The organism is Neorhizobium sp. 2083 (assembly GCF_031455615.1).
In the GTDB taxonomy this organism is placed as follows: domain Bacteria; phylum Pseudomonadota; class Alphaproteobacteria; order Rhizobiales; family Rhizobiaceae; genus Neorhizobium.
Window position 1 is genome coordinate 48,065 of sequence record NZ_JAVDTC010000004.1, and the last position, 21,788, is coordinate 69,852.

A 21,788-nucleotide genomic window follows, 5' to 3' on the forward strand; every position below is an offset into this window, starting at 1 on the left:
CGCCGCTCAGGCTTTTTCGAAGAGCGGCGAGATCACCATTTCAGGCACCAGCACAAGTCCCTTGTCGGTGATGCGGATTTCCGGAATGACCGACAGCGGGATGAGGTTGAAGCCCATATAGGCGATGGTGCAGCCGGCCTTTTCCCATTCGAGCTTGAGAGCCTTCACCTCGTCGGCGACGTCGTGGACGCGCTTGTCGGAGAGCAGGCCGGCGATCGGCAACGGCACCATGGCCGTGACCTTGCCGTCCATCACGACGCAGACGCCGCCCTGCGTTTCCTCGATCGCATCAAGCGCCACCTGCATGTCGGTCTCGTGGGTGCCCGCAACGATGATGTTGTGGCTGTCGTGGCCGACGGAGGAGGCGACCGCGCCCTTCTTCAGGCCGAAACCGTTCAGCAGCCCGTGCGCGACGTTGCCGGACGATTTGCCGTGCCGTTCGACGACGGTGACGAAGCAGAGGTCATGACGGTCGAAATGGGCCTGCCAGTCGTTGGCGGGTTCGAGCGTCACCGTCACGTGGCCGAGCGTGATGCCGGGCAGCTCCGTGCGGATCGTATGGGCCGTGACGGTGTCGGTCGGCAGGTCGGGCGTCAGCCTGAGGTTTTTCGGCAGTTTTACGGTGTGATAGGCGGTCTCGGGATAACGATAGGGTTTCGACAGGGCTTCATCAAGGACCGGCGTGATCTTGCGATTGTCGACCACCAGTTCGCCGCCATACCAGGTGCTGACCGGTTTCAGATCGTCGGACAGAAGCACCAGATCGGCACGGCGGCCGCCGCCCATGCCTCCGATCTCGCCTTCCATGCCGAAACGGGTCGCGCCGTGCAGCGAGCCCATCGCCCAGGCCTGTTCCGGCGTCATGCCGGCCTTGATGGCTTCGCGTGTCACCCAGTCCAGGCCGAAGGCGAGCAGGTCCTCGGCATCGCGGTCGTCGGTGCAGACGGCAACGCGCTTGTGCGAGGCGCCGAGTTCGGTGATCGTCTTGATCGCATGCGGCAGGGAATGCCACGGCGTCGTCGGCGGTCCGCCGCGCAGGAAGAGCCAGACGCCGGCCTCGAGCAGGTCGTCGGCGATGTCGCGATCGATCGCCTCGTGGGTATCGGTAACGCCCGACGCGGCATAGGCAGCGACGAATTCCCGGCCGTAGACGTGGCCCGAGACCGGCCGGCCGCGCTGCAGTGCTGCGGCCAGGATCGCATGGCTGCGTTCATCGCCCATGGCGACCGGCACGAAGTCCATCTTTTCGCCGAGTGCCACCGCCTCCGGCCATTTGTCGAACAGGGCGGCGATCTTGGCGGGCGTCAGGTCGCCACCGGCAGTTTCGAGCTCCGGCGACGTAGCCGGCACGGTGCTCGGGACGGTCAGGAAGATCGACAGCGGCGCCTGGCGTGCGTCTTCGAGCATCGCCTCGACGCCTGCCACGTCGATGACGTTGCCGATCTCGTGGCTGTCGCAGAAGATCGTCGTGGTGCCGTTGAGAAGGGCAGCCTCGGCATAGGCGCAGGCCGTCACCATCGAGGATTCGATGTGGATGTGCGGATCGACGAGGCCGGGGGCAATGATGCCGCCCTTGGCGTCATAGAGTTTTGCCGAGCCATTCCGGTAGCTGCCGGCAGGCTTCACGGCTGCGATGCGGCCGCCCGAGATCCAGACTTCGCGACCGTCGAGAATGCGTTCCGAATAGGTGGAGAGCACGCGTGCGCCCTGAATGACGAGATCCGGATCGTGGCGGGCGGAGGCGACATCCGCCAGGCGGCGGGTCATGGTCGAAAGGGGCTGGACGGAGAAGCGGGTGAGGGCGGGCATGAAAACCTCATTTCCAGGATTCGCGGAGGACAAGCGTGATTGTAGGGAAAGCCATCAGGGCAAGGAAGCGCGAATAGGAAATGAACGCAATCGGGGTGTTGCCTAAATTCGAATGCTTGCTGCGAAATATGCTTCTTTTCAGCAACGCTGAGGTTTGGGATAGTGCGCCAAAGGCAATGAGAGGCGAACGATCCGATGGCCTACATCATCACCGAACCTTGTATCGACGTTAAGGACGGCGCCTGTACCGCGGCCTGTCCCGTCGACTGCATCTATGAGGGCGGCAGGATGTTCTATATCCATCCGGACGAGTGCATCAATTGCGGTCTCTGTCTTTCCATCTGTCCGGTCGATGCCATCGCCTATGACGAGGAAGCGAGCGAGGCGCAGATGGCCTTCGTTCCGGTGAACCGGGACTATTTCGGCCCCGAGGTCACCGGTTTGGGATCTCCGGGCGGCTGGGACAAGAGCCGGACGCGAAATGTCGATCACCCGGTGGTGACAGCCATGCCCATGCGCGAGCCGGCCCATTAATTCTCTGTCCAGCTTTCATAGTAGGCGCGGGTCGCGGCAATCAGCTTGCCGCATCGTTCCCGCTCGATGGTGAGGCGAGGCAGATCGGCTCTGGCCTGCGCCAGCAGTTCCTTGCGGGCAGCGTCAAAATCGACGTTGAGAAGCTCGCCGTCCCGCATCACCGGGCGACCGGCGACATAGGTCGCCTTGGCATGGGCGGCCGACATGCGGTTCAACAGCACTTCGGCCTCGTCGAGATCGTCGAAGACGCTGTCGGCGAGCAGGGCTTCGTAGTCGATGACCGTGAAATCCTCTCCGAGCGGCGCGTTGATAACGGCGGCTCCGGTGCGGATCGCGGCTTCGAAAATGTCGGCTGCCGTAAAGCTCCGTTCGAGTTCGCGGCCGCCATGCAGGAGATAGAGGAGCCGCATTTCGCGCCAGAGATCCTGGTCGTCGTCGAAGGCGCTGCCGTCGAGCCCGATGCCGAAGCGCAGGCTACGTTTGACGGCATCCGCCAGCGGGGCGATGCCCGAGCGAAGGCGCAGGTTGGCGGACGGGTTGGAGACGAGCTGGACACCGCGTTCGGCCAGCAATTCGTATTCGTCGGGCCGCAGTTGCACGCCATGGGCAACCGCCAGCCGGGGCGAGAGGAAGCCGATCTCGTCGAGATAACGGACGATGCCCTGCGGGAAGCGCCGGTCCAGCCAGGCCCTCTGCCGCGGGCTTTCAAGCAGGTGCATGTGGATGCGGCGGTCGTTCGTGGCGGAGGCATCGGCGATCGCTTCGAGGAGCGCGTTGGAGCACCATTGCGGGCCTATCGGACCGTATTGGACATCGACAAGCGGATTGGTATTCGCGGCGGCGACTGCGTCGGCGGCGGCGAGCTGTTCCCGGAAAGGCGCGTAGCGCGGGGCGAGCGGGGAAAGGGCTTCCCAGTCCGCCGCGCTCAGGAACGGCTTCAGCCTTTCCGGTCCGCCATCATAGGCCCAGGCGTCGTGGTCGAGGAGCGGGCAGGAGAGGCCGAGCCGGATGCCGACATCCTTTGCCGCGCGGATCACCTCCAGCGCTTCTTCGACCAGGCGGGCGGCATTGAGCGAATTATGGCAGTGGATGGTCGCGGCGACGCCGGTCTTCGCGAGGCGGCCAAAGGCGACGAGGGCTTCGAGATAGGCCTCGGTGCGGGGCCGCAGCCGCATCGTCGGGATCCAGGCCTCCAGCGCGTCGTCGAGACTGCCGAAATCCAGCGTGCGGATGCCATAGCCGTGGTCATGGGCGTTCACCGGCATGGGCAGAATAAGGTCGCCCGGGCCGAGCGCGATGGCTGAAGCGAGGGTGGGAAGGGCAGCCGGAACGGCGTCGCCGCGCAGGGCTTTTTGACGGCCCGGTTGCTGCAGGAAGCGCCAGTCTTTTATCGATGTCACCGTCTGATGACCTCCGCGATCTGGTTGCTGAATTTTTCGAGATCGATGCTGAGCGCCTCGATCACCGCTTCGGTGGCATGGGTGAGCTGCCGGTTATGGGGCGCGACGATGCCGACCTCCATGTTTTGCAGGCGGGAGCCGGCGATCGGCAGGGCCACGACGTCACCGGCCTTCAATTCCTTCAGGAGGCCGAGCGGGGTGAAGAAGGCAACGCCTGCGCCCGATAGGATCAGCGGTTTGAGCATCATCTGGTTGTTGGTGGCGACGAAGGTGCGGCCGACGCGGTCGAGCGAGGCGAGCTCGACGGCGATCATCGAGCTCATCACCTCGTTGTCGAGCTGCAGCAGCAGCTTGAACTGGGCGCATTCCTGCAGCGTCACGCTTTTCTGGCGAGCGAGCGGATGGTGTTTGGCGACGATCACCATCAGCGGCATGCGTACGCCATGCACCAGCTTGATGTCGTGCGGGCGGGCGAGATCGAAGGTAATGCCGATATCGCAATCGCCTTCGGCGACGAAATGGAAGATGTTGTTGAAATTGTCGGCGCGGATGCGGAAGTCGACCGCCGGGTTCCTGTGGTGAAACGCCATGACGAATTCCGGCATGAACTGCACCGCGAGGCTGTCCAGGCAGGCGATATGGACGCGGCCGGTGCGCTTGCCCTGCAGGTCGCCGAGATCGGATTTCATGATCTCGTAATGGTGCATCGTTTCCTTGGCGTGTTTCAGCACCACCTTGCCGGCGGAGGTCAGGCGCAGGCCATCGGAAAAACGTTCGAACAGCGGGGTGCCGAGCTCGTCCTCAAGCTTGCGGATCTGGCGGCTGACGGCCGAGGTCGCCACATGCAGCTCTTCGGAGGCCTTGCGGATCGAGCCCGAGCGCGCGACTTCGACGAAATATTTCAGGATACTGGCGTGCATACTCATCCCCCAAGATCCTGAAATTCATACCATGCCAGAAGCGTGTTGCGATCCTTCGGATTCGCTTGCCACGCTCCCTTTCCTTGTCCGATGCATGTCCTTACCGCAAAACCGCCGCACAATTTTGCGCGACATGCATCAGCGGCCCTGCCAAACCGGCGCGCGCTTTTCGCGGAAGGCCGTGACGCCCTCCATGGCATCCTCGCTCTGCAGGGCCCGGATCAGCGCGGGGGTGCGCAGGCCTTGGGCTTCGGCAGGGCTGAGATGGCCGGTGCGGTTGACCGTCTGCTTGATCGCCTTCAGCGACAGCGGCGCGCAGGCGACGATGTCCTTCACCCATCTGTCGACGGCGGCATCCAGTTCGTCGAAGGGTACCGTTTCGTTGACGATGCCGAAGCCCCGCATCTCGGCGGCGGTGAACTGCCGGCCGGTCAGCATCACGGCCATGGCGAGGTTGTGGGGGATTTTCCTCTGCAGCATGACCATGCCGCCATCGAGCGGCATGCGGCCGACGCGGGCTTCCGGCAAGCCGAATTTCGCGGTCTCGGCAGCAATCACGATATCGCAGCCGAGCACCATCTCGAAGCCGCCGCCGAGCGCATAACCGTTGACGCGGGCGATGACCGGCACGTCCAGCGACTTGCGGAAGGCAAGGCCGCCAAAACCGTTGGCGCGGCTTTCGGCCCAGTATTCGAGGCCGGACTTGGTGGCACCGCCCTTGAGGTCAGCGCCGGTGCAGAACGCCTTGCTGCCGCTGCCGGTCAGGACCACGCAGGAAATGTCGTCGCGTGCCTCGATCTGCGACCAGATCGCGTCGAGTTCCTTTTCGGTCGCGGCATCGACGGCGTTCATGCGGTCCGGGCGGTCGAGCGTCACCCTTGCGACACGGTTCTCGACGGAAAATCCAACGGTCATGCCGCATCCCCGCGACGAGCATCCAGCGAACCGAGGATCTCGTCATTGTGCTCGCCGAGACGCGGCGGCGCGATACGTACCGAGACCGGAGCCGCCGACATGTCGATCGGCGATCCGATCAGGCGGATCGGGCCGGCTGCGGTTTCTCCGGCTTCGAGGATCATCTTGTTGATCACCGTCTGCGGATCCCGCAGCGCTTCGGCGAGGTTGCGCACCGGGGCGCAGAGGATATCGACTTCTTCCAGGCGCTTCAGCCAGTGGGCATTGCTGTTTTTCGCAAAATTCTCGCGGAAGATCGCCTGCAGTTCCGGGCGATGCGCCATCTGGGAATCGAAATCCTTGTAGCGCGGCTGGGCGGAAAGGTCCTCGATCTCCAGCGCGTTGCAGATGTCCTGCAACGGGTTCTGCTTGAAGGCGCCGACCATGACGATCGCGCCGTCGGTCGTGTCGAACACGCCGGTCAGCGGGAAGGCGCCCCAGTTGAGGTCCTTCTCGCGCATCATGTGCGCGGCACCTTCCTGCATCTGCATGGCAAGCATGGAATTGTAGAGGCTGACGGCAACCTGCTGGCCTTCGCCGGTCTTTTCCCGCTGCAGGATGGCAAGCAGAATGCCCTGGACCAGATGCATGCCGGCGGAATAGTCGGCAAGCGGCGTGGCATAGATCGAGGTCGGGTGGGCGCTGTCCGACTTGCGGCGCATGACGCCCGAGAGCGCCTGGGCGAGGATGTCCTGGCCACCCTTGTGCTGGTAGGGGCCGGTCAGGCCGAAGCCGGTGCCGACGGCGTAGATCAGCCGCTTGTTGATCTTCTTCAGGTCCTCGTAACCGAAGCCCATGCGCTCCATGACGCCGGGGCGGAAATTGTTGACCACCACGTCGGCGCCCGCGATCAGGGTAAGCACGGCGTCGCGCGCTTCGGTCAGCTTCAGGTCGAGCGCCAGGCTCTTTTTGTTACGGTTCAGCGAGCAGAAGACAGGGTTGTTGAGGCCGTCCGGATCCGAGCCGAGCGACCAGCGCGACAGGTCGCCGATCTTGCTCTTTTCGATCTTGATGACTTCGGCGCCGTAATCGGCAAGCGTCTGGGTGCAGCAGGGGCCGAGCATGACCTGAGTGAAGTCGATCACGCGGATGCCATCGAGGGGTAAAGAGTTCATTCGGCAGCCTCCAGGAATGTCGCATTGTCGGAAGGCACGTCGCCGGGATCGGCTCCCTGCGCCCTCATCTGTTTCTGGATCGCCCGAACATCGGCTTTCCGTACGGTGGTCCCGGCATTGAGCGCCACGACGGCAGCGACGCCCGCTGCCTCGCCCATGGCCATGCAGGGCGGGATTTCGCGGCTCGACTTCTGGGCCTGTGGTGTCGCCGAATAGTGACGTCCGGCAACGATCAGCTGGTCCACCTCACGCGGCAGCATCGAGCGGTAGGGCGTGTAATAGTCGCGGCCGCGGCAGACGGTGTCGGAGAAGTGGATGCGGTTCATGACGTCGTCCTTGGTGACGACGTATTCGCCTTCCAGCAGTCGCGTCTGGCGCACGCCGGTCTGCGGCGCGAAATCGACCACATAGGCCTTTTCGAAGCCCGGCATCTTTTCGCGGGTAAAGTCGAGCAGACGGGCGATGCGGTTGCGGCCTTCGAGCTCGGCCTTGGTCAGATCCTCGGTCTTGAGGCCGGAGAGGTTCGGCATATGCGGGCAGTTGAGCCAGACGACGCCCGGCAGCGGGGTCTTCAGCCACCAGAAGGACCAGCACCCGCCGATCAGGCGCTTGGCCTCGTGGTCGATCTTCTTGAAGGCTTCCGGCTCCTCGAACTCGAAACGTTCGGCGGCTTCCGTATCGACGCCGCCCCAGCGGGAGACGGTGGTCAGGATGAAGTTCGATTCCACATGCGAGGCGCCGGCGGAGGCCGCGACATCCAGGTCGCCGGTCGTGTCGATGACGATATCGCCGAGTATCGCTTCCATGCCCGACTTGGTCTGGCAGATGACGCCCTTGATGGTCTTGCCTTCCATGATGGCGGAGGAGAACCAGCTGTGGGTACGAAGCTTTACGCCGGCCTCGGTCAGGACATCATAGGAAGCGCGTTTAAAACCGTCCGGATCGAAGGCGGCCGAGAAGCAGATCGGGTGCGGCATGGACTGGGTGTGGAAATCGAACAGGCCCCAGCGCGCCCAGCGCCGCCAGGCCTCCGGTGTTTCGCGGATGTCGAGTTCGCGGTCGCGGCCGGTCGGGGTAACGCAGAGATCCCATTTCTTCATCCGCTCGATCATCTCCATGCAGATGCCCTGCACGGTGATTTCGAGCTGGTTGATCATGTCGTCGAGCACCAGCACCATGCCGCCGGCGGCAAGCCCGCCCACATAGGGGTAGCGTTCGAGAAGGGTCACCTTGGCGCCGTTGCGGGCTGCCGAAACCGCCGCGGAAATGCCGGCCGGTCCTCCGCCGACCACCACCACATCGGAACGGTCGACCACTGCGACGTCGCGCGCCGCCTGAAGAATTGTCTGTTGCATTGGTTCAAACTCCCAAGGAACCGGGTCCGAGGACCGAAGGATTTTAGTGCGAGCCGGCCGGCTTCCAGCGGATCATCCGTGCTTCGACCACCGAAACGATGAAGAAGAGGACGACGGCAAGGACCGCGGCGATCACGACGGTTGCGTAGAGCAGGGGCGAACGGAAATTGTAGGTCGCCTCGATGATGAGGGCGCCGAGGCCGAAGCTGGACCCGATCCATTCGGCGACGATGGCGCCCATGACGCTGCTGGTGGCGGCGATCTTCAGCGCCGCGAACAGGAACGGCATCGAACTCGGCAGCCGCACCTTCCAGAGGATTTCGGTGTTGCTGGCCGAAAGCACGCGCATCAGGTCGAGCATGGCGGGGCTTGCGGATTTCAGGCCCTGGACCATGTTGACCAGCGTCGGGAAGAAGCAGATCAGCCCGGCGATGATGATTTTCGGCGCCAGCCCGTTGCCGAAGATCAGCACCAGGATCGGGGCGAGCGCGATGATCGGGATCGCCTTGATGAAGACGGCGATCGGGTAGAAGGCCTTTTCCGCCGTCGAACTGTGGACGAACCAGATCGCCAGAAGGATGGCGACGAGGTTGCCGAAGACGAAGCCGAGGAAAGCCTCCAGAATCGTCGGCAGCATGTTGGTCCAGAGGATGCCGGCGTTTTGCTGGAAGGCATAGGCGACATCGACAGGGCTCGGGGCCATGAAGGTCGGGATCTTGAAAGCCCACACGACGAACTGCCAGAGGACGACGAGCCCGACGGCGGCCGCGATCGCCGGCATGTGTTTGGCGAGCACGCCGGCGGTGGCATCGAGAAGCGCGATCTTGCGATCTGCCGTGGTCTTGGCTGCGGAGGAAACGACGTGGCTCACAGGCATTCCTCCAGAAGGCGGCGCAGATGCGCTGTAACGCCGATGAACTCCACCGTGTCACGGACGGCAAGCGAACGCGGGAAGGGCAGGTCGACCCTCATGAACTCCTTGACGCGGCCCGGATGGGCCTGGAGCATCAGCACGTTCTGTCCGAGGAAAGCCGCTTCCGGGATGGAATGGGTGACGAACAGGATCGTCGTTCCCGTTTCCTGCCAGACACGCAGCAGTTCCTCGTTCAGCCGGTCGCGGGTGATCTCGTCGAGCGCCCCGAAGGGTTCGTCCATCAACAGGATGCGCGGCCTGGTGATCAGCGCGCGGGCGATCGCCACGCGCTGGCGCATGCCGCCGGAGAGCTCGTGAGGGAGCGCATTTTCGCGCCCCTTCAGGCCGACCATGGCCAGCAACTCATGCGGATCCGCATGATTGCCGGTCTGGGCGTGTTTTCCGACTTCCAGCGGCAGGCGGACATTGTCGAGCACGTTCCGCCAGGGGAGCAGCGTCGCATCCTGGAAGACGAAGGCGAAGTCGCGACCCTCGCGGGCCTGTTGGGGGCTTTGGCCGAACACGGAAATCGAACCGTCGCTGATATGGACGAGATCCGCGACGCATCTCAGCAGCGTCGATTTTCCGCAGCCGGAGGGGCCGAGCATGGTGACGAAGGCACCCTCCGGTATTTCGACGGAAACGTCGGAAAGGGCCGTGAATTCGTTGTTCCTGTCACCGAACCGGACGGAGAGGTTTCGGATCGAAACCGCCGTGGCTGCCGGCTCGGTCAAGGGAACGCTCGGCATCAACTTCGCCGCTCCTGACATGGCCATCATCCTACCTGTTTACGAACGTCGGTCGTGGCTTCGAGGATGGAGAAGTTCGCGACGTCGTCAACCGTCGGGACCGTACCCTTGAACTGCTTGAGATCGGCATAGGCCTTGATCTGCGCCGCCCAGTTCTCGCGCGTCATGGTGCCCCAGCCGGAGGCCTTGGTGGTCGGGCCGAAGGAGAAGTCGACGCAGGGGCCGACGGCGCGAAGCTCGCTCGGCTTGTCGAGGATCGGGTAGGCGGAGCAGAGCATCTCGACCGCTTCCTTCTGATTGTTGCGAACGTAACCCCAGCCCTTGGCGGCGGCGCGGGTGAAGCGTTCGAGAACGTCGGAGTGCTTGGCGATCTGGTCGTCGGTCGTGTAGTAGACGTTGGCGTAGAGCTGCAGGCCACTGTCCCAGAGCATCATGTCGACGCGGTTGTCGCCGAGCACGTCGAGGGCGTTGACGTTGGTAAGCCAGCCGGTGACCGCATCGGCCTGGCCGGTGATCAACTGGTTCATGTCGGAACCCATGTTGACCATCTTCACCTGATCCTCGGCGATGCCGTTCTGGGCGAGAAGCGCGCGCAGCAGGATGAAGGCGGTCGGCTGGGTGGCAATCGTCTTGCCGATCATGTCCTTCGGAGTCTTGATCGCCTTGTTCTTCAGCGAGAAATAGGTGAAGGGATGTTTCTGGTAACCGGACAGGAAGGCCTTGACCGGGAGGCCGGCCGAACGCGCCAGCATGACGGACGGGCTCGACGAGATCTGGCCGGTCGCGGACTGGCCCGATGCGACGCCCGCAACGCCATCGACGCTCGGCCCGCCGGGGACGATCTCAAGCTCGATACCCTGTTCCTCGAAGAAACCCTTCTTGATGGCGGCGACTTCGCCGAGGACGCCGTTCGATACGAGCCAGCCGAGCTGCATGCGCACCTTCGCCACGTCCTTGGCATTGCCGGCGGTGATGCCGAGGAAGCTGGAGGTTGCGGCGAGCCCGCCTGCGGCCACGGCATTGGAGATAAAACGGCGACGATTCATGGTGAAGTTAGACATAGCGTTCCCCTGTTGGCCTTAAGGCCTGATACATTTTCGCTTGACTAGAGCCGGTCTCACTGCCGGATTGCGAAGAGGATGGCGCAATGTCGCGTTCTAATAAAGAACAATATTTAGCATATTTCGTTGCCGAAAAGGCAACGCTTTCGGCGATGCCGTCTTAGCGAACCGAAAGCCGAAGCCGTCTCGACCAGCCAAGGGTGTCCGCTGCAAGATCCCGAACGCAGTAAAAACGGCCGGTTGATAGTAGACGTTTTATTTATTTATCCACTCAAGATAGAAAAGGCTTGCAGAGTACTCGGCAACTTGTCGATGATAGGATACGAATAACACCCTGAGTAACCCAGCGTCGAAGAAATGGTCCTGCTGTGAGCAAAGCACCGAATGCAGCCGACAAGGAAGTTGGAAAGCGTATCCGCCTCCACAGGCGGGAAAGGAAATTCACCCAGCCGCAACTCGCCCACCACGTGGGCATCACGTCTCAGCAGCTCCAGAAATACGAAAGCGGCGTGAACCGGATCGCCGTGGGTAAGCTTGTGGAGATCGCGACGGCGCTGAAGGTCGAGATGGTGGCATTCTTCGACCGGATCCCGACGGTCGAACCGTCGAACGACAATCAGCTCGAAAACCCGCAGTTCGATTTCACCCATGAGGCCTTGCTGATGAGCACTGCCTTCATGAGTATTTCCAAGCCTCTTCTTCGCAAGCGCATCCTGGAGCTGGTTCAGTCGGTTGCCGCCAAGGAAGTCGAGATGGATGAATTTGAGGCCGAGATCGAGAGGCAGCCGGCCGAGTGACCGGATCCTGACTTTCTAAATCCTGGGACCATCCTCATCAAGCGCCAGCTTGGTCTTGCTGCGGAATATCGCACTCAACTTCGCACTCTTCTCGTTCTCGGGGCGAATGCCTTCCCAATCGAGCGAGAGTTGCAGAAGAGCCATGTTCGTCAGGTGGACGACCGTGGAAAGGTGAAGCGATTCCGCCTCCTTGTTGACCGCGGAGAGCATGCGGAACAGGCGGGCATATTCGTCACTGGCGACGTCGTGTGCGAGATCAATCATTCATGGATCCTTGCGCCGAGTCCACCTCGTCGCGCAGTTTTTCCCAATGGGCGGTCTGTGCGAACGTCCACTTGGAGTGTTTACGGGAATTGGTGATGCCGTTGAGCCAAACGAGAACGGCTCTTGCATCCTCACGCTTCAATTCCACCTTGTGGCGTTTGATGTCGTGAAGGATCACCGCGCTTCGCTGAGGATCGCTGAACTCGCATCGTTCGAGGATGGCCTGGTAGGTCCGCTCGGTGTAGTGCATGAAATTGGCGGTGAGGAAAAATCTCTCCCGTTCGGCCGCCGAAATGAGCCCCATCCGCCCAAGCTTGCGAATCGTCGCCTCGTAGTCGACGCGCGGCACCGAGAGCGGCATCCAGCCGAGTTCCTCGGGACCGTGGATCAGCGCGACGGCTTCGTCGTCGATCAGCCGGCCTGCGGCATAATCGGAATAAATCCGGCCGATGCCGGTCATGCCGAATGCCTCGCATTCCGCAGCGCGCAAGGCTCCCATGCTGGAGCCTCCGCCGATGGAGACATCCCGGCTCAGCGCATAAAGGATCTCCTTGTGCCACACGGAGGCTGACTCGCCGAAATATCCGTCGATCAGGGCGATCGCCTCGGCGCCGTCCTCGACCGCCTTCAGAATGTCGCCGCGCGCCGCGGGGCCTCGGAAGGTCAGCGCGGGAAACCGTTGCTTCATCTGGCGGATCGACGATCCGAGGCTCGGCCCGACAAAAACGACTTTCAATGCCGTGACCTCCTTATCGCGTTTGCAGCGCGGATGCCGAGCTGCAAATATTGGCCGGAAAGTTCGACTTCCAGGCCAGGAACGATGACGCGGACGACCGAAACGGGGAGTCCGGCATCCTGCATGGGAACCGCGACGACCTGCCGGATGCCGGCCAGTTTCAAACGTCCGAGGATGTGATCGATCGTGCCGTTGATGGAGTGGCGAGCGGCGTCGACCTCGCGGTAGTGAACCCGCCGCCTGTCCTGGGACGACAGCGCCACGAGGCGACCGAGGGCGTTATCGGCGCGCATGTGCTGATAGATGCGCGGCGAGAAGTCGTCGCGGCTGCCGGCAATCGCGGTCAGGCGGCTCTGGGCGGCCTCGGTGATGGCGCGCAGCATGGCGCGCACCGGGTCCGGATGGCAACCGCAGCCGCCGCAAACCTGGCTCCAGCGCGGATCGGACCGCTTGGCCGTCGAATCGGGAATGAGGACGGCCAGGAATGCCGGAACCTGGAGATCGGTCGTCATGTCGAGCAGGACCAGCTGCATGCCGGCGTCGCGAAGGCGTCCGACCATCAGGTCGAGCAGGGCATCCTCGACCGTGGCCGGATCGACAAGGCAGGCATTCAGCTCTTGCTCGGACTTGAGCTGGACGAGGGTCCAGGCGTCTCGTTCGACGAGTTCGCAGAGCCCGTGCAGAAGTGCCTCGGCCTGTGAGTTTCCGGATGCGAGACCATCGCTGGACTGTTCGAAACCGGCGGGCCGTTCGCCGCGGTGGTCCATTCCGGCCAGCCACCAGGGCACCATGATCTGATTGCCGGAAAGGATATCAAGACCGGTGACCCACGGTATCTGCCGATCGCCAATTTCGGACGGGACGCACCGCGCGGTCGAATGAAGATCGATCATGGCTGTTGGGGAGCCAGCGGCCTCGCTGACGGTCGCCCAGGTGAGCGATGACGGCTCGATTTCGGCAACCCGCGTTTCCAGGGCCTCCATTGCGGCCGAGGTACGCGCGGCATCGGCATCGACGCCTTTGCCCTGGAAGACCGAGAGGGTGTAGCTGTTCGGCCGCGTCGCGAAGGCGACGGGAATGCCCACCGTGTCGAGGCCGGTCAGGAAACCGACCCGGGTAATGCCGAGATCGCTGAAAAAGGGCCTGATCGCTTCGAAGGTTTCCGCCGGCGAAACGCGTCTGTCGTGATACGTGCTGAAGCCGTGCTCCCGCTGCGTTAGGGAAGCTGCAAACTTCTGTATCGTCTGTGTCGATGACTGGATCTGCATCGTCGTTTCCGGCTGCCAAAATTCAAGGGACCCTGAACTCGAATGAGATAGGGCGGGCGACTGCCGGGTCTGCAAAAGCGATTGCGATGCCCTACTCATCCCGTCGACTCGTCCCTCTTGAGATCTCCATGAGAGAAGAGACCAAAGGCACCGTGACTTGGGCGTGACAGGCTTGTGAGGGAGGCGAGTTTGGCGGCTGAAAGATCTTCTGCTTGGTCGGCATTCCGGAGCCGTCGCGGCTCGCGGTTAAGCCCAAGGCAACCATCGGCGCCTTGGGCTTTGACGCTCATTACTGGTATCTCATTGCATGCGTGACCTGGGAGAGCGCGTTCGGCGCAATCTCGGTCTGACGGCCAAGGACGGCTTCGGCAGCGGCGGAAAACCGCAGGGTCGGGGCCGAGGCAGTGGATTCAACCGGCTTGGAGGTCTTGAACTTCGTTTCCATCTTTCTCTCCGCTAAAAGGCAGCCTGTGCTGCGAGCATCGAGAAATCACCACACCGGGTGTTATTCCAGCGTGACAGGCATTTTCACGCCCCTCAGGGCAGTCCGGCGAGCTTGAGGCCGTGAATGAGAAGTTCGGCGTGCGCCGGGTCGCGGTCGGGCACGAAATAACGGATATCCTCGCTGCGGAAATCCGGGAAGTTCTCCCTGACGATCGCCGCGTAACCGCGCGCCGCGGCCATGTCCCCGGCCATCGCGTGGCTGGCGGCAAGCAGCCGCGCAGTCGCGTGTTTGGTGCGGACCGGGTCGATGGTATCGATCGCCTTCGAATATTCCTGGCGGACGTAATAGGTGGAGCCTAGGATCCAGTAGTAATAATCCGGCGGCAGCGGGTTCAGCTTGAAGGCGGCAAGCCCGAGATCGAGTGCCTTGTCCAGGTCGCCGGCATGCGACAGCGCGTCCGAATAATCGACCAGCACATCCGCATCGCTGGGGTTGAGGTTCTGGGCTTCCTGAAACAGGTCGAGGCTCTCGTCGAAACGTCGCCGATAGAGGGAGATGAAACCAAGCTCCCGGAAGGCGCGGCCGCTGCCGGGATCGAGATCGCGCGATGCACGGGCGGATTGGTTGGCCACATCCAGCAGCTCATGATCCTTCATGCCGCGGACCAGCCATTCCATGCCGAGCGAGCGTGAAATACCCGCATGCGCCGGCGAGAAGCTGTCACACCGCTTGACCGCCGACTTGAACCATTTGCGCGCCTGGCGCAGATGCTGGAGGTCCGTGCCGGAGAGGTAGCGCTTCCCTTCTAGGTAGAGGCGGTAGGCGGACGGATCGACGTCGTCGAGCGACTTGGCGATTTCATGCCGTTCGATCACGTCCGTCAGGGAGGCCGAAATGCGCCGCGCCAGCTGACCGAAAGATGCGCTCATATGCTGGACGTCGAGCGGCAGGTTGATGGCCCAGAGCACTTCGCCGGTGCCTACCCTCGTCAGCCGGCAGGTTGCGAAAATCTCGTCGCCTTCGCCCTGGATCGTTACGAACACGGAATAATCGAACTGAAGATCGTTGAGCACCGACTGGCGCTGCTGCGGATCGGCCGACCGGTTGACGAGTTCGAAACTCGTATGGGCGGCGATGATCTTGAAGACCCGCTGGTGGCTGAGGCCGATCGTGACGTCTTCGAGCAGAGCTCTGCCGAGCCGCTGAACAAGGGCATCCTGAACGATCGTTTCGGGCGGCAGGATCACCACGCGCGGCTGTACCGGCATGACGTCCCTCGGACGCTCGTCCGCCGGCATGGGCTCGGAGGCTGGCCGGCTCAGGATGCCGAGCTCGCGGGCGAGCCCAACGGTCTCCGGTGTCGGCGGCGTGTCGTAGTCGGCCCGGAGCTGGTCCCGGCATCTGCCATAGGCCTGGCGGGCGGCGGCGAAATCGCCCTGGCCGACATGATATTTCATCAATGCCCGCGTGGCCCCCTCGTGGGAGGCATCGAGCTCGATCAGGCGATTGGCAAGCAGGGGCAGGGATGGGGACCGCTGGTGAACCGGCATCGCAAGCAGGGTTTCGATATGGCTCGATCGCCAGTCTCCGACCTTGCGCCGGGCATCCGAAAGCCAGTCTTCGGCGCCGCCGGTCGGGGCTTCCACGGCTTCCAGCAGTTCGCCACGGATCAGATCCCAGCGGTCTTCCCTCAACGGGCCCGGTTCCATCAGGGCGAGAAGATCGACCTCCAGCCGATCCGACGCGAGCTGAAGCGCGTCATCGTCGGTAACGAGGATAGAGGGGGCATGGGGGCCGATTGCCTTGGCGATACGTGCCAGAAGCTGGCGCAGGCTGTTGGCCCGCTTCTCCGCGTCGTGGGAAGGCCACAGAAGCCGACGTATGGTTTCGCGGTCGACGGTCAATCTGGGGGCCATCGCGACGACAGCAAACAGAAAATAGGCTTTTTCCGGCAGCGCAATGTTCTGGCCGTCCCACTCAAGGGAGGGGCGACCGAGCAAACGGATTTTTAGCATCGTATTTTCGAGCATTGTTTGCTGTTCGGAACTACGCGTTGTTGTCGAAAATATGTATCGTTATGAGGACTGGCTGTACACGTATTTTTGATACTGTTGAGCCCGTAAGATACAGTTCCCGCGCGCTTCGTCAAATCATCGTTTTATCGTCATGGTCGAAGGCGCGTTTTTAGGTCTCCGCTTTCGGTTGAATCGGGCGCAAAGGCGGGCACGCCCAGGATAGCGGTGCCGGCTCAGCCGCAAATCACGCCGGCGTCGGGCTTGCGAGGAACTGGAAATAGGCCCAGGCGAGAACGAGACAAGCGACTATGATCACAATGACCGCCAGCTTGCGCAGCAGCGGGTTCGGCTCTCGCGGTGGTGGTTCCGGGCGCCGGAATTTGATGACGTTGTCGTTCATGGATCTGCTTTTACCGCCGAACTTCCCGAACCGCCACTGTCGTGTTGCGATTGTTCACGGCGCTGCCGATGCAAGCGCCACACCGACCGGCATAACAGCATGCCGATCCGCATTCAACCTGTCGTATAGTGACAGTCCCGGCGCCTGTCGGCCTATTTCACAGCTCCCGCGGTCATGCCGTTGATGAACTGGCGTGACAGGACGATGTAGACGATGATGACCGGGGCCGAGGAAAGCAGGAGCCCGGCAAACAGCACGCCCCAATCGGTCGTATATTCGCCCATGAAGGTCGTCAGGCCCTGCGGCAGGGTCTTCAGCGCGTCCTTCTGGATGAAGATCAGCGGGAAGAAGAAGTCGTTCCAGATCGGCACTACGTTCTGGATGCCGGCGATCACCATCGCCGGCCGTACGAGCGGCAGCATGACCGACCACATGATGCGCGGTTCGCTGGCGCCGTCCATGCGGGCGGCATCCTCGAGCTCGTTCGGCAGGGTACGAATGAAGCCGGTCATGATGAACACGGTGGTCGGCAGGCCCATCGCAACGTAGATGATCACGAGCGAAAGCTGGGTGTTCAAAATGCCGAGATCGCGCATCAGAATGAAGAGCGGAATGATCGCGAGCTTCAGCGGCAGGGTCAGTCCCGCCACGAAGAACATCAGCACGAAGCCCGAGCCGCGGAAATTGTAGCGGGCAATGCCATAGGCCGCCATGGTGCCAAGCGTCAGGATGAGGACGATCGACGAACCGGTGACGATGGCCGAGTTTATCAGATAGCGCAGGAAGTTCGTTTCGGTCCAGATCTTCACGATATTCGCGACATTCGAAAAATCGGGGATCGAGAACGGAGACTGGAAGATCTGGGCATTGGTCTTGAATGCCGCGAAGAACATGATCACCAGCGGCCCGAGCATCACGATCGTATTGAGGATCAGGATGATCTGGATCAGTCCGTCGCGACCAAGCGTCTGCAACAGGCCGCGGCGGTCGTAGTAGCTTTCGGTTGCCGCGCTCATATCTGGATCTCCCGGGCTCTAAGCCGGAAGGTGATGAAGCCGGCGACGATGGCGATGAACAAGAAGATCAGCACGGCAAGCGCGCTGCCGGCGCCGAAATCCTGGCCCGAGCCCGACTGGTCGCCGAAGGCGGTGCGGTAGAAATAAAGGCCCAGGACGTCGGTCGCCTTGTGCGGCGAGCCGTCGACGCCGGCCATGATGTAAGGCAGTTCGAACCAGTTGAACGAGCCGACGAAAAGCAGCGTGAAGACGACGGTCGCGCTCGGCGCCACCAGCGGCCAGACGACCTTGCTGATCTTCACCCACTCGCTTTCGGTCTCCATGCGGACCGCATCGAGGATCTCGCCGGGGATCCGCTGCATGCCGGCGAGGAAGACGAGTGTCGGGAAGCCGACCATGTGCCACGCATTGGCGATGATCAGCGCCCAGAGCGCCGTCGTATCCTGCCCGAGCCAGGGCTGGGCAAGGCCACCGAGGCCGGTGCCACGCAGGGAGATGTTCACCACGCCGAAGAGCGGGTGCAGAAAGAGCTTCCAGAGGAAACCGACGATGATGGTCGACAGCACGACCGGCAGGAAAACCGCGATGCGGTGGAAGGCGGCACCGGGCAACTCGCGCCACAGGCAGTAAGCGAGTAGAAAGCCGACGCCGTTCTGCAGCACCATCAGCGCGAAGAACACCAGCACGTTGTGGGTGAAAGCATTCACCGTCCAGTCCGCATAGGGCTGGGTGAACAGGACCCGATAGAAATTCGCGAAGCCCACGAATTCGCCGCGCGCCAGCCCATGCCACTGGAAGAAGGCATAGGCGAAGGCGGAGATGATGGGATAGACGACGAACAGGGCGACGAAGGCAAGCGGCGGCACGATCAGCGCCGTGATCCATAAACGTCGCGCCATGAGGGGCGATCCGGGCATCACATGTCTCTTTGATTGGAAGGGATGGGGAGCGGCCTAAGCATCTGGCCGCTCCCTTTTCGATTACTTCTTGAACGGTGCGTACCAGGCGGCGAGGCCGGTCGTCAGGTTCTTGCCGACCTCTTCCGGGGTCACCTTGCCGCCGAACAGCTTCTGGATCTCGCCCTGCAGCAGCACGGAGCCGGAAGGCTCGCCGTAGCGGAAATGCACCAGCATGATGTACGGGATAGAGTGCTTGTTGAGCTCGGCGACTTCACCGAGCAGCGAATCCTTGAAGTTGACGCCCGGCACCGCCGAGATGTTGTTCAGGTCGTCGGCGAACATCTGGCCGAATTCCTGGCTGGCGAGGAAGTTCACGAACTTCAGTGCGGCTTCCTTCTTGGTGGTCTTGGCGTTGACCGCATAACCGCCGTCGAAATACTGGGCGACCAGCTTTTCGTCGCCGGCCTTCAGGCCGGGCATGGCGAAAATGCCCATGTTCATCTTGGGGTTCTGCTTCTTGAAGTTGGCAAGCTCATAGGAGCCGCCCACGAACATGCCGGCCATGCCGGACGAAAAGAGCTGCTGCGAGGAAGCATAGTCGAGGCCGATGAAGCCGTCCGGGAAATATTTGGTGATTTCCTTGAGCTTGGTGAGTGCCTCGACGTAGCGCTTGTCGGTGAAGTCGGCCTTGCCGGCCATCAGGTCTTCGTAAAAGCTGCGGCCCATCAGCGTGGAAGCGATGCCGCCGACCATGACTTCGTTCTGCCAGGCCGTTGCCGTGCCGTTGCCGAACGGCATGACGCCCGATGCCTTCAGCTTTTCGGCGGCCTTGACCAGATCGTCAACGGTTTCAGGCTCTTTCAGGCCGTTCTTGTCGAAGATGTCCTTGTTGTAGATGACCAGCATGGTCTGGCTGGCGAAGGGCACTGCGTAGGTGATCTTGCTGGAACGGACCGTTTCGGCAGCGACCGCGGCAGGCGCGAATTTTTCGAGCGCCGGAACGTTGGTTTTGTCGAGCGGCAGCAGGTATCCCGCGTTCGCGACATTTTCCAGGCCGCCATAGGCGCGGGCGAACATCAGGTCCGGTCCCGAACCGCCGGCAAGGGCCGTCGACAGGATGGTGTTGTAGTTCGTCGCCTCGAACGTCTCGAACTTGACGGTGATGCCTGGGTTCTTCGCCTCAAAGACGTCGATGAACTTTTCGTACTGGGCCTTGTCTTCCTGACGCCAGCTCCAGAAAGTCAATTCCTGCGCCATCGCCGGCAAGGCGGTCGCAAGGGCCCCCAGGGCTACTATCGTGCTGCAAACTAGCTTTTTCATCTGGTTCCATCCTCTTGGTATTTATAGGAGACGAAAAGTGCTTTCAGGCCGCCAACCTCTCCCTCGTTGCGCGACTGAAATAGTGGATTTCCTCGGACGCGACCGCGATGACGACCGGCGTGTCCGGAGGCAGGTCGACGGAAGCCGACGAGCGGATGCCGACCAGCGTGCCGTCGCCGAGGCGCACGTAGACATACGTGTTCTCGCCCAGGTATTCCGTATAGACGACGCTACCCTTGAAGCCTTTGGCATTCTCGTCAGTGGAGACCGCCATCGCGTCCGGCCGGACGCCGATGACCAGTTCCCGCTCGCCGGACTGGGGCAGACGGGAGACATTGACCGATCCGGAACCGGCAAGCGCCAGATTGCTGCCGTCGCGCTCGACATTCAGGAGCGACATGCGCGGCGAGCCGATGAAGGTCGCGACAAACGTATTCGCCGGCCGTTCGTAAAGTTCGCGCGGACTGCCGAACTGTTCCACCTTGCCGTTGTTCATGACGACGATCCGGTCGGCAAGCGTCATGGCTTCCACCTGGTCGTGGGTGACGTAGATCGTGGTGCCGCCGATCTCGCGGTGGAGCCTGGCGATTTCCAGTCGCACGTCGGAGCGCAGCGCCGCATCGAGGTTGGAAAGCGGCTCGTCGAGGAGCAGCACTTTCGGTTTTCTGACCAACGCGCGGCCGATCGCGACACGCTGGCGCTGGCCGCCGGACAGTTCCCGCGGCTTGCGCTTCAAGAGCGGATCGAGCCGCAGCATCCTGGAGGCCTCGTCGATGCGCTTTTCGACCTCGTCTTTTTCGAGACCCATCAGGCGCGCGCCAAAAGCCATGTTTTCGTAGACATCCATATGCGGATAGAGCGCATAGGACTGGAAGACCATGGCGATGCCGCGGCGCGACGGCGCCACCTCGTTCATCCGGCGGTCGTCGATGTGAAATTCGCCGGAACTGATCGTATCGAGGCCGGCGATCAGTCTCAGCAGCGTCGACTTTCCGCATCCCGACGGGCCGACGAAAACGACGAATTCCCTGTCGGAAATCTCGAGATCGATGCCATGCAGCACGTCCACGGATTTAAAGCTTTTCTTGATACCGCTGAGGGTCATTCGAGCCATGCCGAAACTCCGTGCTCGTCAATTCAAAGTGTGCCCGGCGGCAAGCGCCGTGAGCAATTCAGCTGTTTCAGCCGGGTCGCGATGGACGATGCAATGCTGCCATCCGATCTCGCGTGCGGCCAGGACGTTTTCCTCGATGTCGTCGATGAAGAAGACATCCTTTTCGGAACATCCTTCCGCTTCCGACACCGCCTGGAAAATCATGCGGTCCGGCTTTTCGAGGCCCATTTCCTGGGACAGGTATTCGCGATCGAAATAGCCGCTGCCCAGGAGATTGTCGCTGATATAGCGCCAGTGGATCGGCTGATTGTTGCTGAGGCAGACGACGCGATGGTCCTGCCTGAGTTTGCGAACAAAACCGATGAACTCCTCAAAGCCTTGGGCGACATAGGCATGCTCTGCTGCATAGACGCTTTCGGACGGCACGCCGAATACCTTGGCGAGCGCCTCGACGTAATCGGGCTCCGCCGACCGCCCCAGGCGGAAATCGCGGAAGATCGCTTCCGGCACGTCGCCGTATCGCAGGGGAGGGCCGGCAATGCCTTGTCTGGATACGGCCCGGTCGCGCGAAGCCGGATCGAGCTTCACGAACACGCCGCCAATATCGAAAATGAAGATTTTTTCGCGTTTCTTCATCAGCCGGCTCCAGGCCACTCCCTTACCCTTGAGTGTTAACAACCTATTAGATAATTCCGCCCTGTCAA

At 62.0% G+C, this 21,788-nt stretch carries 22 protein-coding genes; 2 read left to right on the top strand and 20 right to left on the bottom strand.

The window, feature by feature from the left end; genetic code table 11:
• Positions 1-6: 6 nt before the first annotated feature.
• On the bottom strand, positions 7-1,809 hold the full coding sequence (locus J2X76_RS16410) for an adenine deaminase C-terminal domain-containing protein (RefSeq protein WP_310218128.1): 1,803 nt from the start codon (positions 1,807-1,809) through the stop codon (positions 7-9).
• A gap of 195 nt (positions 1,810-2,004) precedes the next feature.
• Between J2X76_RS16410 and fdxA the strand changes: the two genes are divergently transcribed.
• Complete coding sequence (gene fdxA, locus J2X76_RS16415; RefSeq protein ID WP_113127248.1) at positions 2,005-2,343, top strand: ferredoxin; 339 nt, start codon at positions 2,005-2,007, stop codon at positions 2,341-2,343.
• Here fdxA and J2X76_RS16420 read toward each other — a convergent pair.
• The 8 genes from J2X76_RS16420 to J2X76_RS16455 form a co-directional block, all read right to left on the bottom strand.
• Entirely contained in the window at positions 2,340-3,743 is a 1,404-nt protein-coding gene (locus J2X76_RS16420) for an amidohydrolase family protein (protein WP_310218130.1), read from the bottom strand. The genes fdxA and J2X76_RS16420 overlap by 4 nt on opposite strands.
• Entirely contained in the window at positions 3,740-4,663 is a 924-nt protein-coding gene (locus J2X76_RS16425) for a LysR family transcriptional regulator (RefSeq protein ID WP_113127247.1), read from the bottom strand. Before J2X76_RS16425 ends, J2X76_RS16420 begins: the two co-directional genes overlap by 4 nt.
• A gap of 138 nt (positions 4,664-4,801) precedes the next feature.
• Positions 4,802-5,578: an enoyl-CoA hydratase-related protein gene (locus J2X76_RS16430; protein ID WP_310218131.1), complete on the bottom strand. Its 777-nt coding sequence runs from the start codon at positions 5,576-5,578 to the stop codon at positions 4,802-4,804.
• Positions 5,575-6,732 (bottom strand): CoA transferase, encoded by a 1,158-nt coding sequence (locus J2X76_RS16435; protein ID WP_310218133.1) that lies wholly within the window; start codon positions 6,730-6,732, stop codon positions 5,575-5,577. The genes J2X76_RS16430 and J2X76_RS16435 overlap by 4 nt, the downstream gene beginning before the upstream one ends.
• A complete protein-coding gene (locus J2X76_RS16440) occupies positions 6,729-8,087 on the bottom strand; it encodes an FAD-dependent oxidoreductase (RefSeq protein WP_310218134.1) in 1,359 nt (452 codons plus the stop codon). The genes J2X76_RS16435 and J2X76_RS16440 overlap by 4 nt, the downstream gene beginning before the upstream one ends.
• A gap of 43 nt (positions 8,088-8,130) precedes the next feature.
• Complete coding sequence (locus tag J2X76_RS16445) at positions 8,131-8,958, bottom strand: ABC transporter permease (protein WP_310218136.1); 828 nt, start codon at positions 8,956-8,958, stop codon at positions 8,131-8,133.
• Positions 8,955-9,770, bottom strand: coding sequence for an ABC transporter ATP-binding protein (locus J2X76_RS16450; protein ID WP_310218139.1), 816 nt, complete (start codon positions 9,768-9,770; stop codon positions 8,955-8,957). The genes J2X76_RS16445 and J2X76_RS16450 overlap by 4 nt, the downstream gene beginning before the upstream one ends.
• Positions 9,771-9,775: 5 nt before the next feature.
• A complete protein-coding gene (locus J2X76_RS16455) occupies positions 9,776-10,810 on the bottom strand; it encodes an ABC transporter substrate-binding protein (RefSeq protein WP_113284627.1) in 1,035 nt (344 codons plus the stop codon).
• A 368-nt stretch (positions 10,811-11,178) separates the two neighbouring features.
• Here J2X76_RS16455 and J2X76_RS16460 point away from each other — a divergent pair, with 368 nt between their 5' ends.
• Positions 11,179-11,607 carry a helix-turn-helix domain-containing protein gene (locus J2X76_RS16460; protein WP_113127240.1) on the top strand — a complete coding sequence of 143 codons (429 nt, stop codon included), beginning with the start codon at positions 11,179-11,181 and terminating at the stop codon, positions 11,605-11,607.
• A gap of 15 nt (positions 11,608-11,622) precedes the next feature.
• Here the strand turns inward: J2X76_RS16460 and J2X76_RS16465 are convergent, their stop codons facing one another.
• From J2X76_RS16465 to J2X76_RS16515, 11 genes are all read right to left on the bottom strand, one after another.
• Positions 11,623-11,871, bottom strand: coding sequence for a hypothetical protein (locus tag J2X76_RS16465; RefSeq protein ID WP_113127239.1), 249 nt, complete (start codon positions 11,869-11,871; stop codon positions 11,623-11,625).
• Entirely contained in the window at positions 11,864-12,607 is a 744-nt protein-coding gene (locus J2X76_RS16470; RefSeq protein ID WP_113284628.1) for a TfuA-like protein, read from the bottom strand. Before J2X76_RS16470 ends, J2X76_RS16465 begins: the two co-directional genes overlap by 8 nt.
• Positions 12,604-13,875 carry a YcaO-like family protein gene (locus J2X76_RS16475; RefSeq protein ID WP_405030057.1) on the bottom strand — a complete coding sequence of 424 codons (1,272 nt, stop codon included), beginning with the start codon at positions 13,873-13,875 and terminating at the stop codon, positions 12,604-12,606. Before J2X76_RS16475 ends, J2X76_RS16470 begins: the two co-directional genes overlap by 4 nt.
• 289 nt (positions 13,876-14,164) lie before the next feature.
• On the bottom strand, positions 14,165-14,320 hold the full coding sequence (locus J2X76_RS16480) for a hypothetical protein (RefSeq protein ID WP_162732181.1): 156 nt from the start codon (positions 14,318-14,320) through the stop codon (positions 14,165-14,167).
• Positions 14,321-14,412: 92 nt separating this feature from the next.
• The gene (locus J2X76_RS16485) at positions 14,413-16,335 is read right to left on the bottom strand and encodes a BTAD domain-containing putative transcriptional regulator (protein WP_310218143.1); all 1,923 of its coding nucleotides are present in this window, start codon (positions 16,333-16,335) and stop codon (positions 14,413-14,415) included.
• A gap of 244 nt (positions 16,336-16,579) precedes the next feature.
• The gene (locus tag J2X76_RS16490; RefSeq protein ID WP_310218144.1) at positions 16,580-16,735 is read right to left on the bottom strand and encodes a hypothetical protein; all 156 of its coding nucleotides are present in this window, start codon (positions 16,733-16,735) and stop codon (positions 16,580-16,582) included.
• 152 nt (positions 16,736-16,887) lie between these two features.
• Positions 16,888-17,751, bottom strand: a complete 864-nt coding sequence (locus tag J2X76_RS16495) for a carbohydrate ABC transporter permease (RefSeq protein WP_113127236.1) — start codon at positions 17,749-17,751, stop codon at positions 16,888-16,890.
• Positions 17,748-18,650, bottom strand: a complete 903-nt coding sequence (locus tag J2X76_RS16500) for a sugar ABC transporter permease (RefSeq protein WP_310218146.1) — start codon at positions 18,648-18,650, stop codon at positions 17,748-17,750. The genes J2X76_RS16495 and J2X76_RS16500 overlap by 4 nt, the downstream gene beginning before the upstream one ends.
• An 81-nt stretch (positions 18,651-18,731) precedes the next feature.
• Positions 18,732-19,970 (bottom strand): extracellular solute-binding protein, encoded by a 1,239-nt coding sequence (locus tag J2X76_RS16505; protein ID WP_310218149.1) that lies wholly within the window; start codon positions 19,968-19,970, stop codon positions 18,732-18,734.
• A gap of 43 nt (positions 19,971-20,013) precedes the next feature.
• Positions 20,014-21,084, bottom strand: coding sequence for an ABC transporter ATP-binding protein (locus J2X76_RS16510; protein ID WP_113127233.1), 1,071 nt, complete (start codon positions 21,082-21,084; stop codon positions 20,014-20,016).
• A gap of 18 nt (positions 21,085-21,102) precedes the next feature.
• Positions 21,103-21,720 (bottom strand): HAD-IA family hydrolase, encoded by a 618-nt coding sequence (locus J2X76_RS16515; protein ID WP_310218151.1) that lies wholly within the window; start codon positions 21,718-21,720, stop codon positions 21,103-21,105.
• Positions 21,721-21,788 lie beyond the last annotated feature (68 nt).

Bases quoted from the DNA above. Each gene is read 5' to 3' on its own strand.
- J2X76_RS16410 (WP_310218128.1), bottom strand. From the start codon at position 1,809: ATGCCCGCCCTCACCCGCTTCTCCGTCCAGCCCCTTTCGACCATGACC.
- fdxA (WP_113127248.1), top strand. From the start codon at position 2,005: ATGGCCTACATCATCACCGAACCTTGTATCGACGTTAAGGACGGCGCC.
- J2X76_RS16425 (WP_113127247.1), bottom strand. From the start codon at position 4,663: ATGCACGCCAGTATCCTGAAATATTTCGTCGAAGTCGCGCGCTCGGGC.
- J2X76_RS16430 (WP_310218131.1), bottom strand. From the start codon at position 5,578: ATGACCGTTGGATTTTCCGTCGAGAACCGTGTCGCAAGGGTGACGCTC.
- J2X76_RS16435 (WP_310218133.1), bottom strand. From the start codon at position 6,732: ATGAACTCTTTACCCCTCGATGGCATCCGCGTGATCGACTTCACTCAG.
- J2X76_RS16440 (WP_310218134.1), bottom strand. From the start codon at position 8,087: ATGCAACAGACAATTCTTCAGGCGGCGCGCGACGTCGCAGTGGTCGAC.
- J2X76_RS16450 (WP_310218139.1), bottom strand. From the start codon at position 9,770: ATGTCAGGAGCGGCGAAGTTGATGCCGAGCGTTCCCTTGACCGAGCCG.
- J2X76_RS16455 (WP_113284627.1), bottom strand. From the start codon at position 10,810: ATGTCTAACTTCACCATGAATCGTCGCCGTTTTATCTCCAATGCCGTG.
- J2X76_RS16465 (WP_113127239.1), bottom strand. From the start codon at position 11,871: ATGATTGATCTCGCACACGACGTCGCCAGTGACGAATATGCCCGCCTG.
- J2X76_RS16475 (WP_405030057.1), bottom strand. From the start codon at position 13,875: ATGCAGATCCAGTCATCGACACAGACGATACAGAAGTTTGCAGCTTCC.
- J2X76_RS16480 (WP_162732181.1), bottom strand. From the start codon at position 14,320: ATGGAAACGAAGTTCAAGACCTCCAAGCCGGTTGAATCCACTGCCTCG.
- J2X76_RS16485 (WP_310218143.1), bottom strand. From the start codon at position 16,335: ATGCTAAAAATCCGTTTGCTCGGTCGCCCCTCCCTTGAGTGGGACGGC.
- J2X76_RS16490 (WP_310218144.1), bottom strand. From the start codon at position 16,735: ATGAACGACAACGTCATCAAATTCCGGCGCCCGGAACCACCACCGCGA.
- J2X76_RS16495 (WP_113127236.1), bottom strand. From the start codon at position 17,751: ATGAGCGCGGCAACCGAAAGCTACTACGACCGCCGCGGCCTGTTGCAG.
- J2X76_RS16500 (WP_310218146.1), bottom strand. From the start codon at position 18,650: ATGGCGCGACGTTTATGGATCACGGCGCTGATCGTGCCGCCGCTTGCC.
- J2X76_RS16505 (WP_310218149.1), bottom strand. From the start codon at position 19,970: ATGAAAAAGCTAGTTTGCAGCACGATAGTAGCCCTGGGGGCCCTTGCG.
- J2X76_RS16510 (WP_113127233.1), bottom strand. From the start codon at position 21,084: ATGGCTCGAATGACCCTCAGCGGTATCAAGAAAAGCTTTAAATCCGTG.
- J2X76_RS16515 (WP_310218151.1), bottom strand. From the start codon at position 21,720: ATGAAGAAACGCGAAAAAATCTTCATTTTCGATATTGGCGGCGTGTTC.